The 14,708-nt window shown below is 69.9% G+C and carries 16 protein-coding genes; 7 read left to right on the top strand and 9 right to left on the bottom strand.

Translation table 11 applies throughout. The annotated features are described in order from the left end of the window. On the top strand, positions 1 to 665 hold a 665-nt coding region (locus tag ACF1AL_RS25845; protein ID WP_391827562.1), incomplete at its 5' end, for a DUF5753 domain-containing protein. Further along, positions 625 to 888 (top strand): DUF397 domain-containing protein, encoded by a 264-nt coding sequence (locus ACF1AL_RS25840; protein WP_391827560.1) that lies wholly within the window; start codon positions 625 to 627, stop codon positions 886 to 888. The genes ACF1AL_RS25845 and ACF1AL_RS25840, both read left to right, overlap by 41 nt. Here ACF1AL_RS25840 and ACF1AL_RS25835 read toward each other — a convergent pair. Then, positions 885 to 1,523, bottom strand: a complete 639-nt coding sequence (locus ACF1AL_RS25835) for a helix-turn-helix domain-containing protein (protein WP_366841170.1) — start codon at positions 1,521 to 1,523, stop codon at positions 885 to 887. The genes ACF1AL_RS25840 and ACF1AL_RS25835 overlap by 4 nt on opposite strands. A gap of 79 nt (positions 1,524 to 1,602) precedes the next feature. On the opposite strand from ACF1AL_RS25835, the gene ACF1AL_RS25830 reads away from it, so the two are divergent. Genes ACF1AL_RS25830 through ACF1AL_RS25820 form a run of 3 tightly spaced genes read left to right on the top strand, consistent with a single transcriptional unit; the run spans position 1,603 to position 3,740 of the window. Beyond that, positions 1,603 to 2,391 carry an ABC transporter ATP-binding protein gene (locus tag ACF1AL_RS25830; protein ID WP_391827558.1) on the top strand — a complete coding sequence of 263 codons (789 nt, stop codon included), beginning with the start codon at positions 1,603 to 1,605 and terminating at the stop codon, positions 2,389 to 2,391. A 13-nt stretch (positions 2,392 to 2,404) separates the two neighbouring features. Then, positions 2,405 to 3,154 (top strand): ABC transporter permease, encoded by a 750-nt coding sequence (locus ACF1AL_RS25825; protein WP_366841168.1) that lies wholly within the window; start codon positions 2,405 to 2,407, stop codon positions 3,152 to 3,154. 13 nt (positions 3,155 to 3,167) lie between these two features. Beyond that, positions 3,168 to 3,740 (top strand): cob(I)yrinic acid a,c-diamide adenosyltransferase, encoded by a 573-nt coding sequence (locus ACF1AL_RS25820; protein WP_391657156.1) that lies wholly within the window; start codon positions 3,168 to 3,170, stop codon positions 3,738 to 3,740. 104 nt (positions 3,741 to 3,844) lie between these two features. On the opposite strand, the gene ACF1AL_RS25815 is transcribed toward ACF1AL_RS25820, so the two are convergent. After that, positions 3,845 to 5,077, bottom strand: a complete 1,233-nt coding sequence (locus tag ACF1AL_RS25815; RefSeq protein ID WP_391697995.1) for an MFS transporter — start codon at positions 5,075 to 5,077, stop codon at positions 3,845 to 3,847. Positions 5,078 to 5,217: 140 nt separating this feature from the next. Between ACF1AL_RS25815 and ACF1AL_RS25810 the strand changes: the two genes are divergently transcribed. Both ACF1AL_RS25810 and ACF1AL_RS25805 read left to right on the top strand, forming a co-directional pair. Beyond that, on the top strand, positions 5,218 to 6,153 hold the full coding sequence (locus ACF1AL_RS25810; protein WP_366841165.1) for a LysR family transcriptional regulator: 936 nt from the start codon (positions 5,218 to 5,220) through the stop codon (positions 6,151 to 6,153). A gap of 151 nt (positions 6,154 to 6,304) precedes the next feature. Next, positions 6,305 to 8,125, top strand: a complete 1,821-nt coding sequence (locus ACF1AL_RS25805) for a glycoside hydrolase family 18 chitinase (RefSeq protein ID WP_366841164.1) — start codon at positions 6,305 to 6,307, stop codon at positions 8,123 to 8,125. 8 nt (positions 8,126 to 8,133) lie between these two features. On the opposite strand, the gene ACF1AL_RS25800 is transcribed toward ACF1AL_RS25805, so the two are convergent. The 7 genes from ACF1AL_RS25800 to ACF1AL_RS25770 all read right to left on the bottom strand — a co-directional run bounded on the left by ACF1AL_RS25800 (position 8,134) and on the right by ACF1AL_RS25770 (position 14,657). Beyond that, complete coding sequence (locus tag ACF1AL_RS25800; RefSeq protein WP_391657158.1) at positions 8,134 to 8,580, bottom strand: DUF2550 domain-containing protein; 447 nt, start codon at positions 8,578 to 8,580, stop codon at positions 8,134 to 8,136. A gap of 132 nt (positions 8,581 to 8,712) precedes the next feature. Then, positions 8,713 to 9,087 carry a F0F1 ATP synthase subunit epsilon gene (locus tag ACF1AL_RS25795; RefSeq protein ID WP_366841161.1) on the bottom strand — a complete coding sequence of 125 codons (375 nt, stop codon included), beginning with the start codon at positions 9,085 to 9,087 and terminating at the stop codon, positions 8,713 to 8,715. A gap of 118 nt (positions 9,088 to 9,205) precedes the next feature. Continuing rightward, entirely contained in the window at positions 9,206 to 10,642 is a 1,437-nt protein-coding gene (gene atpD / locus ACF1AL_RS25790) for a F0F1 ATP synthase subunit beta (protein WP_366841160.1), read from the bottom strand. Next, positions 10,643 to 11,560, bottom strand: a complete 918-nt coding sequence (locus ACF1AL_RS25785; RefSeq protein ID WP_366841159.1) for a F0F1 ATP synthase subunit gamma — start codon at positions 11,558 to 11,560, stop codon at positions 10,643 to 10,645. Between the two features lie 21 nt (positions 11,561 to 11,581). Further along, entirely contained in the window at positions 11,582 to 13,171 is a 1,590-nt protein-coding gene (gene atpA / locus ACF1AL_RS25780; RefSeq protein ID WP_366841158.1) for a F0F1 ATP synthase subunit alpha, read from the bottom strand. 137 nt (positions 13,172 to 13,308) lie between these two features. Next, a complete protein-coding gene (locus ACF1AL_RS25775) occupies positions 13,309 to 14,130 on the bottom strand; it encodes a F0F1 ATP synthase subunit delta (RefSeq protein WP_391779406.1) in 822 nt (273 codons plus the stop codon). After that, the gene (locus ACF1AL_RS25770) at positions 14,127 to 14,657 is read right to left on the bottom strand and encodes a F0F1 ATP synthase subunit B (protein WP_366841216.1); all 531 of its coding nucleotides are present in this window, start codon (positions 14,655 to 14,657) and stop codon (positions 14,127 to 14,129) included. The genes ACF1AL_RS25775 and ACF1AL_RS25770 overlap by 4 nt, the downstream gene beginning before the upstream one ends. Positions 14,658 to 14,708 lie beyond the last annotated feature (51 nt).

Raw genomic sequence — 14,708 nt, 5'->3', positions numbered from 1 at the left:
AGCGGGCGGACGCCGCGCTGGGCACGGACGGGCTGTTCTCGCGGTTGGTCGGGCTGGTCCTGCGGAGCCAACTGCCCACGTGGTTCCAGCCGTACACCGAGATGGAGGCCAGGGCGACGTACATCTCCGCCTTCCAGGCGCAGGTGGTGTACGGACTGCTCCAGACAGAGGAGTACGCACGGGCGCTCCTCGGCGTCGACCAACCGGGCAAGGTGGACGAGATGGTCGCGGCCCGACTGGATCGTCAGCGCATCTTGCACAGGGAGCAGCCACCGGCGGTGTGGGTCGTACTGAGCGAGGCGGTGCTGCTGCAGGAAGTCGGGGGCCGGGACGTCATGCGCGGCCAACTGGCACGTCTGTTGGAGTTCAGCGACAGCCCCTGGGTGAAGGTCCAGGTACTGCCCTTCTCCGTTGGCCAACACACCGGGATGATGGGGTCGTTCAATCTTCTGCGGTTCGACGACGGCCCAGATCTGTTCTACCTGGAAAGCTACGACCAAGGCCATATGACCGCCAACCCGCAAGTGATCAGGGAGCGTTCCTTCGGTTACGCTCGCCTGCAAGCCACAGCCCTCTCCCCAGAGGACTCGATGGCACTGATCACGCGAGTGATGGAGGAACGCTATGGGGACCAGCCCTGGTCTGACCGGAGCGCAGTGGCGTAAGTCGTCCTACAGCGGCACCAACGGCGGTGATTGCGTCGAGTGCACCCTCGCCGGTGGCGCGGCGTGGCGTGCGTCCAGCTACAGCGGAAGCAATGGCGGCGAGTGCCTTGAGGTCGCCGACAACCTCCCCGTCGTCCCCGTCCGTGACAGCAAGAACCCCTCCGGCCCCGTCCTGCTCATCGGCGCAGCCGCCTGGCAGGCGTTCGTCGACGGGCTGCGCTAGCCCTCGCGCACCGCGTACCCCAGCACCCGTTCGCTCAGCAGCTCCTCGACCTCGTCGAGGAGCTGCAGCGTTTCGCGGGACACCTCCGCCGGCTTGCGCTCCTTGAGCATCTCGCGGCCGATGGAGGCGAACACCGTCTCGTAGATCCAGCAGATCTGACCGGCCATCAGATCCGGCAGGGGGTCGCCGGCGGCGGCGCCGGTTTCATCGGCCAGGGCCGCCCTCAGGTTGTCGTGACTGTCCTGCTGGAGCATCCACAGCCGGGAGCGCAGCGTGGGCGCCTCGTGGATGACGCGCATGAAGCGGCTGTAGCCCTCCATCAGGCCGACGCGCGGGGAGACGGCCTCGACCTCCTCGCGCAGTTCGCGCAGGACGGCGCGCGCGGCGGACTCCCCCACGTCCCGGCCCCGGACCCAGCGGGCCAGCCGGTCGACGACGCCGGCCGAGCGGTCCAGGAAGAGGTCCTCCTTGGCGGGGAAGTAGTTGTAGACGGTGTTGACGGAGACGTCCGCCGCGTCGGCGATCTCCGCGACCGTCACCGCGTCGAAGCCGCGCTCCAGGAACAACCCCGTGGCGACATCCGAGATGTACTGCCGGGTCTGCCGCTTCTTCCGCTCCCTGAGCCCCTCTGCCATGCCCCCATCCTAGCTTTGTTGCGGTCGTTGAAAACTTGGAGTCATTGCAAAATTTCAGGGACTCTGTTTTTCTGGTCGCATGACCGACGTCATCAGCGCGGCCGGACTGGCGCGCACCTTCACCACCAGGCACGGCCCCGTCGAGGCCGTGCGCGGCATCGACCTCACCGTCCGCGAGGGCGAGATCCTCGGCTTCCTCGGCCCCAACGGCGCCGGCAAGACGACCACCCTGCGCATGCTGACCACCCTGCTCAGGCCGACCGGCGGCACCGCCACGGTCGCCGGGCACGACCTGATGGCCGACCCGGCCGGGGTGCGGAGGGCCTGCGGGTACGTCGCCCAGTCCGGCGGCGTCGACCCGCAGATCAGCGTCCGCGAGGAGCTGGTCACCCAGGGGCGGATGTACCGGCTGGGCAAGAGCGAGGCCGTTGCGCGGGCCGGCGAACTCGCCCGCGACCTGGGCCTCACCGATCTGCTCGACCGCAGGTGCGGCGCCCTGTCCGGCGGTCAGCGGCGGCGGCTGGACATCGCCATGGCGCTCACCCACCGGCCGCGCGTGCTGTTCCTCGACGAGCCGACCACCGGGCTCGACCCCGGCAGCCGCGCCGACCTGTGGGACCTGGTGCGACGGCTGCGCGACGAGCACGGCACGACCGTCTTCCTCACCACGCACTACCTGGACGAGGCCGACGCCCTCTCCGACCGGCTGGTGATCGTCGACAAGGGCGCGGTCGCCGCCGAGGGCACACCGAGCGCGCTCAAGCTGGCGTACGGCGGCTCGCTCGACGCCACGCTCCAGGACACGTTTCTCGCCATCACCGGCCGCGGGCCCGCCGCCCCGGCCGACGCCGCTCCCGTCGCCGTATAGGACACCCGGACAGATGCTGCTCCACGACACCGGCCTCATCTACGGCCGCTATCTCCGCCAGACTCTCCGCTCCCGCTTCGCGATGCTCTTCGGCGTGCTGATGCCGCTGCTGTACCTGCTGTTCTTCGGGCCGCTGCTCACGGATCTCCCGCTGGGCGGGAAGGGCAGCTCCTGGCAGGTGCTGGTGCCGGGGCTGCTGCTGCAACTCGGGCTGTTCGGCGCCCTGTTCGCCGGGTTCATGATCATCCTGGAGAACGGGCAGGGCATCGTCGAGCGGATGCGGGTCACCCCCGTCAGCCGTCTCGCGCTGCTGCTGGGGCGGGTCCTGCGGGAGGCCACCGTGTTCGTCTTCCAGGCGGTGCTGCTGGTGCTCGCGGCCGTCGTCATGGGGCTCAGGGCCCCGCTGGCGGGCGTGCTCATCGGCTTCGGCTTCGTCGCCCTGCTTACCGCGTCGCTCGCGTCGCTGTCGTACGCCGTGGCGATGAAGGTGCGCACCCCGCAGGAGTTCGGGCCGCTGATCAACGCCGTGTCCATGCCGTCGATGCTGCTGTCCGGGCTGATGCTGCCCATGACGCTCGCCCCGGCCTGGCTGGACGTCCTGTCCCACTTCGTGCCGTTCCGCTACATGGTGGACGCCATGCGCGACGCCTACGTCGGGGAGTACGCCACCGCGCACATGCTGTACGGCGTCGTCGTCGCCGTCGTGTTCACGGCGCTCGGCGTGACAGTGGGCACACGAGTGTTCCGGAAGGCCGGGGCGTAACTACGCTGGCCGCATGGTCAATCTGACGCGCATCTACACGAGGACCGGCGACCAGGGCACCACCGCCCTCGGCGACATGAGCCGGGTGCCCAAGACCGATCTGCGCATCTCCGCGTACGCTGACGCCAACGAGGCCAACGCGGTCATCGGCACCGCGATCGCGCTCGGCAACCTCGACGCGGAGATCGTCGAGGTCCTCACCCGCGTCCAGAACGACCTCTTCGACGTGGGTGCGGACCTCTCGACGCCGGTCGTGGAGAACCCGCAGTTCCCGCCGCTGCGGGTCGAGCAGTTCTACATCGACCGGCTGGAGGCGGACTGCGACCGCTTCAACGAGCGGCTGGAGAAGCTGCGCTCCTTCATCCTGCCCGGCGGCACCCCGGGCGCGGCCCTGCTCCACCAGGCCTGCACCGTCGTACGGCGGGCCGAGCGGTCCACGTGGGCGGCGCTGGAGGTGCACGGCGAGATCATGAACCCGCTCACCGCGACCTACCTCAACCGTCTCTCCGACCTCCTGTTCATCCTCGCCCGCACCGCGAACAAGGAGACCGGCGACGTGCTGTGGGTGCCGGGCGGCGAACGCTAGCCGAGGCGCGCCGGGCGACACGTGCGGGGCGAGCGCCGGGCGACACGTGCGGGGCGAGCGCCGGCCGACGCGGGCCGGGCGTCCCTGCGGGGCGAGCGCCGTCGTCACGCCGCCGGTTCCGGCTCCCGCCGCGCCGCCTCGTCGCCCCGGGGCAGCAGCAGTGGCGTGGCCAGGATGAGCAGGCCCGCGACCGTCAGCGCGGTACGCGGGCCGGTGACGTCGGCGAGCAGCCCGGCGAGCGCCGTGAGGACGGCGATGGACGCCTGCTGGCCCACCGACCAGGCCGTCAGGGTGCGGGCGACGAGGTGCCTCGGGGTGTGGTCCAGCCGGTAGGTGGCGAGCACCGGGGTGAACAGGCTCATGTTCACGATGATCGCCAGCTCGACGGCCATCACGAGGACCAGGCCGGCCACGCCGGGCCGGACGAAGACCAGCCCGATCAGCCAGATGGCGCGCAGAGTGCCGACGGTCCGGAAGACCCGGTCCCTGCCGTACCGGGCCACCACCCGCCGGGCCAGCCGGGAGCCGACGAGGCCACCGAGGCAGGGCGCGGCGAACGCGAGGCCGTACTGCCAGGGCGGGAAGTGCAGCCGGCCCAGGAGCAGCACGGCCAGCAGCGGCTCCGTGGCCATGATCAGACCGCCGACGAGCAGCTGGTTGAGGTAGAGCGCCCGCAGGACCGGGTGGCCGAGAAGGTGCCGCCAGCCGTCGAGCAGGGACCCCGCCCGGGCCGGGCCGTCGCCGGTGGGGCGCGGCGCCTCTTGCCGGCCGCCGATCGCGGTGATGCACAGCGCGGAGAGCAGATAGCTGACCGCGTCGGCCACCACCGTGACCACCGGCCCGAACAGGCCGATCGCCGCGCCGCCCAGCGGTGGCCCGACGGCGATGGAGCTCCAGTTGGTGGACTCGAAACGGGCGTTGGCCACCAGCAGGTCGTCCGGGCCGACCAGCGTCTTGAGGAAGGCGCCGCCGGCCGCGTTGAACGCGATCTTCGCCGCGGCGACCACCGCCGAGACCACCAGCAGCTGGCCGAATCCGAGCAGACCGAGGGCGTAGGCGACCGGGATCGACGCCATGGCCGCGCACCGGGCCAGATCCATCCCGATCATGACCGGCCGCTTGCGCCGGAACTCCACCCAGGGTCCGAGGGGCACCGCGATCAGCGCGCCCACCGCGGGCCCCACCGCCGACAGCGCGGACACCTCGGCGGGGCTCGCCCGCACCACCAGCACGGCGATCAGCGGCAGCGCCCCGAAGCCCAGCCCGGACCCGTACGCGCTCACCGCGTACGCCGTCCAGAGCCAGGCGAACGGCCGGCCCAGCGCTCGTCGGACCATGCTCGGCGCGCTCCCCTCGCCATCCCGGCAGAACAAACTCCAGTGGACCCGGAAGAGCCAACAGGCCGGCACCCGCCGAGGTCAAACAACCGTTCCGCCCACGCGGCACAACCTGCGGTTGTTCACTAGGGTGGGTCGGCGTGGACCTCGAAGCAGTGCGCACCTTCGCCGCCATCGCGGACGCCGGCCAGTTCCAGAAGGCCGCCGTCGACCTGTCGGTCACCCAGCAGGCGGTCTCCAAGCGGGTCGCCGCGCTGGAGCGCGACCTCGGGGTGCGGCTGTTCACCCGCACGCCGCGCGGTGCCGAGCTGACCATCGACGGGCAGGCGTTCCTGCCCCACGCGCGCGAACTGCTGCGCGTCGCCGAGCGCGCCGCCGCCTCCGTGCGCACCGGCCGCCGCCCGCTGCGCGTCGACGTGATCGCCTCGCGGGTCGCGGCGTCGGGCCTGATGCGCGGCTTCCACCGGGCACATCCCGAGATCGACCTCGACGTGGTGATGCTCTTCGACATCGAGGCGGCGATCGCGGCCCTCCGCTCCGGCACGGTCGACGCCACCTTCCGCGCCGTCGCGATGCCCGGCCGGCCCCTCCCCGAGGACATCGCGTCCGTGCGGGTGCTCGACGAGCCGCTGCAGCTGCTCACCGGCCCCGCGCATGCGCTGGCGCACGCCCGCTCGGTCACCGTGGCCGAGCTGGTGGGCCACCGGATCTGGATGCCCGGCATCGTCCCCGGCACCGAGTGGGGCGCCTACTACGACGACCTGGTGGCCGAGTTCGGTCTGACCATCGAGGCCACCGGCCCCAACTTCGGCTCCGACGCGCTGCTGGACACGATCGCCGACACCCCGGCCCTGGCCACCTTCATGAGCGAGCAGACGCGTCTCGTCTGGCCCGCCGGGCACGGTCTGCGCCGCATCCCGGTGACCGACCCCACGCCGGTCTACCCGCACTCGCTGCTGTGGCACCGCGACAACCCCCACCCGGCGCTGGCCACCCTGCGCGCCCACCTCGCCGCCACGGCGACCGTCCACGACGCCGCCGGGACCTGGATGCCCGACTGGGTGCTCCCGGCCTGACCGCCTCCGGCCGCGCGGAACGAGACACCCCGTCAGATCAACTGGTCCAGACCTATTGACCCGTGGTCCAGACCTTTCTATTCTCGCGGCACCGTGGGCGTGAAGGCTCAGTCATGCCCCTGACATCCTCCCCACACAGAGGAGGCGCAGCATGCGCTTCAGACACAGAGCCGCGGCAGGGTTCGCGACCCTGTTGCTCCCCCTCGCCGGTCTCGTCGGTCTCGCGGGCCCCGCCCAGGCCGCGGGCAACGCGACGGCGACCTTCACCAAGACCAGCGACTGGGGAACCGGGTTCGGCGGTCAGTGGACCATCAAGAACACCGGAACCAGCTCCCTGACGTCCTGGACCGTCGAGTGGGACTTCCCCTCCGGCACCTCCGTGACCTCCGCCTGGGACGCCGACGTCACCTCCGCCGGCACCCACTGGACCGCGAAGAACAAGTCCTACAACGGCACCCTCGCACCCGGCGCCTCCGTCTCCTTCGGCTTCAACGGCGCGGGCCCCGGCTCCCCCTCCAACTGCAAGCTCAACGGCGACAGTTGCGACGGCACCACCGTCCCCGGTGACGCGGCACCCTCCGCGCCCGGCACCCCCACCGCCTCCTCGATCACCGACACCTCGGTGAAGCTCGGCTGGAGCGCGGCCACCGACGACAAGGGCGTCAAGAACTACGACGTCCTGCGCGACGGCGCCAAGGTCGCCACGGTGACGACCACCTCGTACACCGACACCGGGCTGAGCGCCGGCACCGACTATTCCTACACCGTGCAGGCCCGCGACACCGCCGACCAGACCGGCCCGGTCAGCGGCGCCGTCAAGGTCCACACCACCGGCGGCACCACCACTCCCCCGCCCACCGGCGACAAGGTCAAGCTCGGCTACTTCACCGAGTGGGGCATCTACGGCCGCAACTACAACGTCAAGAACCTCGTGACGTCCGGCTCCGCCGCCAAGATCACCCACATCAACTACGCCTTCGGCAACGTCACCAACGGCCAGTGCGCCATCGGCGACTCCTACGCCGACTACGACAAGGCGTTCACGGCCGACCAGTCCGTCAGCGGCACCGCCGACACCTGGGACCAGCCGCTGCGCGGCAACTTCAACCAGCTGCGCCAGCTGAAGGCGAAGTACCCGAACATCAAGGTGCTGTGGTCCTTCGGCGGCTGGACCTGGTCCGGCGGCTTCGGCCAGGCCGCGCAGAACCCGGCCGCGTTCGCGGACTCCTGTTACAAGCTGGTCGAGGACCCGCGCTGGGCGGACGTTTTCGACGGCATCGACATCGACTGGGAGTACCCCAACGCCTGCGGCCTGTCCTGCGACACCTCCGGCGCGGCGGCGTTCAAGAACCTGATGGCCGCGCTGCGCGCCAAGTTCGGTTCGAACAACCTGGTCACCGCCGCGGTCACCGCGGACGGCTCGGCCGGCGGCAAGATCGAGGCCGCCGACTACGCCGGCGCCTCGCAGTACGTCGACTGGTACAACGTCATGACGTACGACTTCTTCGGTGCCTGGGACGCCAAGGGCCCGACCGCCCCGCACTCCCCGCTCACCTCGTACTCCGGCATCCCGAAGGAGGGCTTCACCACCGCCGACGCGATGGCCAAGTTCAAGGCGGTCGGCGTGCCCGCCAAGAAGCTGCTCATCGGCATCGGCTTCTACGGCCGCGGCTGGACCGGCGTCACCCAGGACGCCCCCGGCGGCACCGCCACGGGCCCGGCGGCCGGCACCTACGAGCAGGGCATCGAGGACTACAAGGTCCTCAAGACGTCCTGCCCGGCCACCGGCACCGTCGCCGGCACCGCCTACGCGCACTGCGGCAGCAACTGGTGGTCCTACGACACCCCCGCCACCATCGCCTCCAAGATGAGCTGGGCCAAGAACCAGGGCCTCGGCGGCGCGTTCTTCTGGGAGTTCAGCGGTGACACCGCGAACGGCGAGCTGGTGAACGCGATCAGCAGCAATCTCTAGAAACCGCGCTAAGCAACGTTGACGCGCTGACCGGGCGGGGCTGCTTCCAGCCACGCGAGGAATCCGGTCAGCGCGTCTTCGCTCATCGCGAGTTCGAGGCGGGTGCCCTGATGGACACAGACGAGGATCACGGCGTCGGACAGCAGCGCCAGTTCCTCCTCGCCCTCGGGCAGCCGGCGGCCGGCCACCTCGATGGAGGCCCGCTCCAGGATCCGGCGCGGCCGCGGGGCGTAGGAGAAGACCCGGAACCACTCCACGCGGTCCCCGCTGTACCGGGCCACCCCGTACGACCAGCCTTTGCCGCCGGTGTCGGGGTTCTCCGCCACGTCCCAGCGCAGGCTGCAGTCGAACGTGCCCCCGGAGCGCTGGATCAGCCTGCGCCGCAGACCGAAGACGAACAGCCCCAGCACCACGAGGGCGACGACGATTCCGCACACAGTCAGAGCGAGGACCATCGACTACCGACCTCCTCGACTCCTAGGTAACGGAACGGAAAAAACATCCAGATCTGCCTCAGCCGCGGTCGGCTCCGGATCACTCCGGTGCCGACCGCGGCTGAGTAGGTCATCGTCAGGCGTGCTCGCTTCTCAGCGCGCCGCCGCCGCACGCAGTCGTACGTCCGCGCGGCGCTGGGCGCTGGCGTCACCCTCCGCCTTCGCGCGCTCGAGCTCACGCTCGACGCGCTGGACGTCGATCTCGTCGGACAGCTCGGCGATCTCCGCGAGCAGCGACAGCTTGTTGTCGGCGAACGAGATGAAACCGCCGTGCACCGCGGCGACGACCGTCCCTCCCTCGCTCGTCCGGATGGTCACCGGGCCCGACTCCAGCACACCGAGCAGCGGCTGGTGACCGGGCATGACGCCGATGTCGCCGGACGTGGTGCGCGCGACGACCAGGGTGGCCTCGCCGGACCAGACCTGGCGGTCGGCGGCGACCAGCTCGACGTGCAGCTCAGCAGCCAAGAGTGGCTCCTCGGGTCACCACCCGGCGGGAGTGCCGGGTGTTGGGGTCAATTCTAGTAGGCGTGACGGAGGGGGCGGGACGTACCCGCCCCCTCTCACCACAGGCGGATGCCCGGCGTCAGGAGACGCCCAGCTCCTTCGCGTTCTTCTTGAGGTCCTCGAGACCACCGCACATGAAGAACGCCTGCTCCGGGAAGTGGTCGTACTCGCCGTCGCAGATCGCGTTGAACGCGGCGATCGACTCGTCCAGCGGCACGTCCGAACCGTCCACGCCGGTGAACTGCTTGGCGACGTGGGTGTTCTGGGACAGGAAGCGCTCCACGCGACGGGCACGGTGGACGACGAGCTTGTCCTCCTCGCCCAGCTCGTCGATACCGAGGATCGCGATGATGTCCTGGAGGTCCTTGTACTTCTGCAGGATGTTCTTCACGCGCATGGCCGCGTTGTAGTGGTCCTGCGAGATGTAGCGCGGGTCCAGGATCCGGGACGTGGAGTCCAGCGGGTCCACGGCCGGGTAGATGCCCTTCTCGGAGATCGGACGGGACAGAACCGTCGTCGCGTCGAGGTGGGCGAAGGTGGTCGCCGGGGCCGGGTCGGTCAGGTCGTCGGCGGGGACGTAGATCGCCTGCATCGAGGTGATCGAGTGACCGCGGGTCGAGGTGATGCGCTCCTGGAGGAGACCCATCTCGTCGGCCAGGTTCGGCTGGTAACCCACCGCGGACGGCATACGGCCGAGCAGCGTGGAGACCTCGGAGCCGGCCTGCGTGAAGCGGAAGATGTTGTCGATGAAGAACAGCACGTCCTGCTTCTGGACGTCACGGAAGTACTCGGCCATGGTGAGGCCGGCCAGCGCGACGCGCAGACGGGTGCCCGGGGGCTCGTCCATCTGACCGAAGACCAGCGCGGTCTTGTCGATGACGCCCGAGTCGGACATCTCCTCGATCAGGTCGTTGCCCTCACGGGTGCGCTCACCGACACCGGCGAACACGGAGACACCGTCGTGGTTGTTGGCGACACGGTAGATCATCTCCTGGATGAGCACCGTCTTGCCGACGCCGGCGCCGCCGAACAGACCGATCTTGCCGCCCTTGACGTACGGGGTCAGCAGGTCGATGACCTTGACGCCGGTCTCGAACATCTCGGTCTTCGACTCGAGCTCGTCGAAGTTCGGGGCCTTGCGGTGGATGGACCAGCGCTCGCCCTCGTAGGTCTCGTCGACGTTCAGCACCTCACCGAGGGTGTTGAACACCTTGCCCTTGGTGAAGTCGCCGACCGGGACGGTGATGCCGTCGCCGGTGTCGACGACCGGGGCCTGGCGGACCAGACCGTCGGTCGGCTGCATGGAGATGGTGCGGACCAGGCCGTCACCCAGGTGCTGGGCGACCTCCAGGGTCAGCGTCTTCTTCTCGCCCGCGTTGGCCGGGTCGGCGACCTCGACGTGGAGGGCGTTGTAGATGTCCGGCATCGCGTCGACGGGGAACTCCACGTCGACGACCGGGCCGATGACCCGGGCGACGCGGCCCGTAGCCGTCGCGGTCTCAACAGTGGTGGTCATTTATCGGTCACTCCCCGCGGTCGCGTCGGCCAGGGCGCTCGCGCCACCGACGATCTCGCTGATTTCCTGGGTGATTTCGGCCTGGCGGGCCGCGTTGGCAAGACGGGAGAGCGTGTTGATCAGCTCACCCGCGTTGTCGGTGGCCGACTTCATCGCGCGCCGCGTGGCGGCGTGCTTCGAAGCGGCCGACTGAAGCAGCGCGTTGTAGATGCGGCTCTCCACGTAGCGCGGCAGCAGGGCGTCGAGGACGTCCTCCGCCGAGGGCTCGAAGTCGTACAGCGGGAGGATCTCGCCCTTGGGCGCGGCCTCCTGCGCGACCTCGTCGAGACGCAGCGGAAGCAGCCGGGCGTCCAGCGCCGTCTGCGTCATCATCGAGACGAACTCGGTGAAGACGATGTGGAGCTCGTCCACGCCGCCCTCGGCCGTGTCCTTCTCGATCGCCTCGATCAGGGGCGCCGCGACCTTCTTGGCGTCCGCGTACGACGGCTCGTCGGTGAAGCCCGTCCACGACTGAGCGATGGTGCGCTCACGGAAGTTGTAGTGGGCGACACCGCGCCGGCCGACGATGTACGTGTCGACCTGCTTGCCCTCGCGCTCCAGGCGCTCGGTGAGCTGCTCCGCGGCCTTGATGGCGTTGGAGTTGAAGGCGCCGGCCAGACCGCGGTCGCTCGTGAGGAGCAGGACAGCGGCGCGGGACGGGTTGTCCGCCTCCGTGGTGAGCGGGTGCTTCGTGTTCGAACCCGTACCGACGGCCGTGACCGCGCGCGTCAGCTCGGTCGCGTAGGGAGTGGAGGCCGCCACCTTGCGCTGCGCCTTGACGACGCGCGAGGCGGCGATCATCTCCATCGCCTTCGTGATCTTCTTGGTCGCGGTGACGGATCGGATGCGACGCTTGTAGACCCGGAGCTGGGCTCCCATGAGTCAGGTCCCTTCCTTACGTCACTTGGCGGCGGACGGGGCGTCCTCGCCGAGCAGCTTGCCGTCCGAGGTCTCGAACTGCTTCTTGAACTCCGCGATCGCGTCGGCGACGGCCCCGAGGGTGTCGTCGGACATCTTGCCGCCCTCACGGATGGAGGTCATGAGGCCCTGCTCCTTGCGGTGCAGGTACTCCAGCAGCTCCTTCTCGAAGCGGCGGATGTCGGCGACCGGGACGTCGTCCATCTTGCCGGTGGTGCCGGCCCACACGGAGACGACCTGGTCCTCGGTGGACATCGGCTGGTACTGGTCCTGCTTCAGCAGCTCGACCATGCGCTGACCGCGCTCCAGCTGGGCCTTGGAGGCGGCGTCCAGGTCGGAACCGAAGGCGGCGAACGCCTCCAGCTCACGGAACTGGGCCAGGTCCACGCGCAGACGGCCGGAGACCTGCTTCATGGCCTTGTGCTGCGCGGAGCCACCGACGCGGGAGACCGAGATACCGACGTTCAGGGCCGGGCGCTGACCGGCGTTGAACAGGTCGGACTCCAGGAAGCACTGGCCGTCGGTGATGGAGATGACGTTGGTCGGGATGAACGCCGAGACGTCGTTGGCCTTGGTCTCGACGATCGGCAGACCGGTCATCGAGCCGGCACCCATGTCGTCGGAGAGCTTCGCGCAGCGCTCCAGCAGACGGGAGTGCAGGTAGAAGACGTCACCCGGGTAGGCCTCACGGCCCGGCGGACGGCGCAGCAGCAGGGAGACGGCACGGTAGGCGTCGGCCTGCTTCGACAGGTCGTCGAAGATGATCAGGACGTGCTTGCCCTGGTACATCCAGTGCTGGCCGATGGCGGAACCGGTGTAGGGCGCCAGGTACTTGAAGCCGGCCGGGTCGGACGCCGGGGCGGCGACGATGGTCGTGTACTCCAGCGCGCCGTTCTCCTCCAGCGCGCGGCGGACCGACGCGATGGTGGAGCCCTTCTGGCCGATGGCGACGTAGATGCAGCGGACCTGCTTCTTCGGGTCGCCCGAGCGCCAGTTGTCGCGCTGGTTGATGATCGTGTCGACGGCCAGCGCGGTCTTGCCGGTCTGCCGGTCACCGATGATCAGCTGACGCTGACCGCGGCCGATCGGGGTCATCGCGTCGACGGCCTTGTAGCCCGTCTCCATCGGCTCGTGCACCGACTTGCGCTGCATGACCGTGGGGGCCTGCAGCTCGAGGGCGCGGCGGCCGTCGGTCTCGATCTCGCCGAGGCCGTCGATCGGGTTGCCGAGCGGGTCGACGACACGGCCGAGGTAGCCCTCGCCGACCGCGACGGAGAGGACCTCACCGGTGCGGGTGACCGGCTGACCCTCCTCGATGCCGCTGAACTCACCGAGGACGATGGCACCGATCTCGCGCTCCTCCAGGTTGAGGGCGAGGCCGAGGGTGCCGTCCTCGAACTTCAGCAGTTCGTTGGCCATGGCCGAGGGCAGGCCCTCGACCTTCGCGATGCCGTCGCCGGCAAGGGTGACCGTGCCGACCTCCTCGCGCGAGGCCGCGTCCGGCTTGTACGACTGGACGAAGGTCTCCAGTGCGTCCCGGATCTCCTCCGGCCGGATCGTGAGCTCCGCCATCTGGGTTCCCTGCTCTCCTTGTTGGGCCCGAAGTTTCACTTTGGGGGGATGGGGACTCCCCCCAACAGGAGGTGAATCCTCTGCACGGCCCAACCCGGGCCGTATGTACTACTGCTGTCTTTGTTTGCCGAGCGCCGTCAGCTCGCCATGCGGCGGGCGGCGTCTTCCAGCCGGTCCGCGAGGGAGCCGTTGATGACCTCGTCACCGACCTGCACCCGGATCCCGCCGAGGACCTCGGGGTCCACGTCGAGGTTGAGGTGCATCCGACGGCCGTAGAGCTTGGTCAGGGCGGCGCCGAGGCGCTGCTTCTGGCCGTCGCTCAGCGGCACCGCCGAGGTGACGACGGCGACCGTGCGGTCCCGCCGGTCGGCGGCGAGCTTGGACAGGGACTCGAGTCCCGATTCCAGGCTACGTCCCCGCGGCGCGGTCACGAGGCGCGTGACCAGACGCTCGGTGGTCGGCTTGGCGCGGCCGCCGAGCAGGCTGCGCAGCAGCTCGCTCTTGGCCGGGGCGCCGGCCTTGCGGTTGGTCAGCGCGGCGCGCAGCTCGGTGCTGGAGGAGACGATCCGGCCGAACCGGAACAGCTCGTCCTCCACGTCGTCGAGCGTGCCCGCCCGCTGGGCCGCCGTGAGGTCGGCGATGTCCGCCAGCTCCTCCAGCGTGTCCACCAGGTCCCGGGACTGCGACCAGCGGGAGCGGACCAGGCCGGCCACCAGGTCGGCGGTCTCGCCGCTGACCTGGGTGCCGAGCAGGCGCTGCACCAGCTCGGCCTTGGCCTCGCCGGCCTGCGCCGGGTCGGTGAGGACCCGACGCAGCGACACCTCGCGGTCCAGCAGCGCGGTGACGGCGGCCAGCTCGTCGGCGAGCTTCGCCGCGTCCACTGCCGTGTTGTCCGTCAGCGCGTCGAGACGCTCGCGTGCGGCGACCAGGGCCTCGCGGCTCGCTCCGTGCGCGGTCATCGAGTCGCCTCGGCCTTCTCCTCAAGCTCGTCGAGGAAGCGGTCGATCACGCGGCTCTGCCGGGCGTGGTCCTCCAGGGACTCGCCGACGAGCTTGCCGGCCAGCTCCGTGGCGAGCTTGCCGACGTCCTGCCGCAGGGCGGACGCGGCGGCCTTGCGGTCGGCCTCGATCTGCGCGTGGCCGGCGGCGATGATCTCCTCACGCTGCCGCTGGCCCTCGGCGCGCATCTCGGCGATGAGCGCGGCACCCTGCTCCTGCGCCTCCTGGCGCAGGCGCGCGGCCTCGTGCCGGGCCTCGGCGAGCTGGGCCTTGTACTGCTCGAGGACGCTCTGGGCCTCGGTCTGCGCGGCCTCGGCCTTCTCGATACCGCCCTCGATGGCCTCGCGACGCTCTTCCAGAACCTTGTTGATGGTCGGGAGGAGCTTCTTGGCAAGGAAGCCGAAGACGATGACGAAGGCGATCAGGCCGATGACGAGCTCGGGCCACGGCGGAACGAGAGGGTTCTCCTTCTCGGCCGCCAGAACCATGAGGTTCACATCAGTGCCTTTCGTCGAATGGGGCTGTCGCTGTCGTCCGTC

It is taken from the genome of Streptomyces sp. NPDC014801, from assembly GCF_043082085.1.
Lineage (GTDB): Bacteria > Actinomycetota > Actinomycetes > Streptomycetales > Streptomycetaceae > Streptomyces.
This window is presented reverse-complemented; position numbering and strand designations above follow the sequence as displayed.

Coding starts and splice junctions, on each gene's coding strand:
- ACF1AL_RS25805 (WP_366841164.1), top strand. CDS start 6,305: ATGCGCTTCAGACACAGAGCCGCGGCAGGGTTCGCGACCCTGTTGCTC.
- ACF1AL_RS25775 (WP_391779406.1), bottom strand. CDS start 14,130: ATGACCGCGCACGGAGCGAGCCGCGAGGCCCTGGTCGCCGCACGCGAG.
- atpA (WP_366841158.1), bottom strand. CDS start 13,171: ATGGCGGAGCTCACGATCCGGCCGGAGGAGATCCGGGACGCACTGGAG.
- ACF1AL_RS25800 (WP_391657158.1), bottom strand. CDS start 8,580: ATGGTCCTCGCTCTGACTGTGTGCGGAATCGTCGTCGCCCTCGTGGTG.
- ACF1AL_RS25825 (WP_366841168.1), top strand. CDS start 2,405: ATGCTGCTCCACGACACCGGCCTCATCTACGGCCGCTATCTCCGCCAG.
- ACF1AL_RS25785 (WP_366841159.1), bottom strand. CDS start 11,560: ATGGGAGCCCAGCTCCGGGTCTACAAGCGTCGCATCCGATCCGTCACC.
- ACF1AL_RS25820 (WP_391657156.1), top strand. CDS start 3,168: ATGGTCAATCTGACGCGCATCTACACGAGGACCGGCGACCAGGGCACC.
- atpD (WP_366841160.1), bottom strand. CDS start 10,642: ATGACCACCACTGTTGAGACCGCGACGGCTACGGGCCGCGTCGCCCGG.
- ACF1AL_RS25815 (WP_391697995.1), bottom strand. CDS start 5,077: ATGGTCCGACGAGCGCTGGGCCGGCCGTTCGCCTGGCTCTGGACGGCG.
- ACF1AL_RS25835 (WP_366841170.1), bottom strand. CDS start 1,523: ATGGCAGAGGGGCTCAGGGAGCGGAAGAAGCGGCAGACCCGGCAGTAC.
- ACF1AL_RS25770 (WP_366841216.1), bottom strand. CDS start 14,657: ATGGTTCTGGCGGCCGAGAAGGAGAACCCTCTCGTTCCGCCGTGGCCC.
- ACF1AL_RS25830 (WP_391827558.1), top strand. CDS start 1,603: ATGACCGACGTCATCAGCGCGGCCGGACTGGCGCGCACCTTCACCACC.
- ACF1AL_RS25840 (WP_391827560.1), top strand. CDS start 625: ATGGGGACCAGCCCTGGTCTGACCGGAGCGCAGTGGCGTAAGTCGTCC.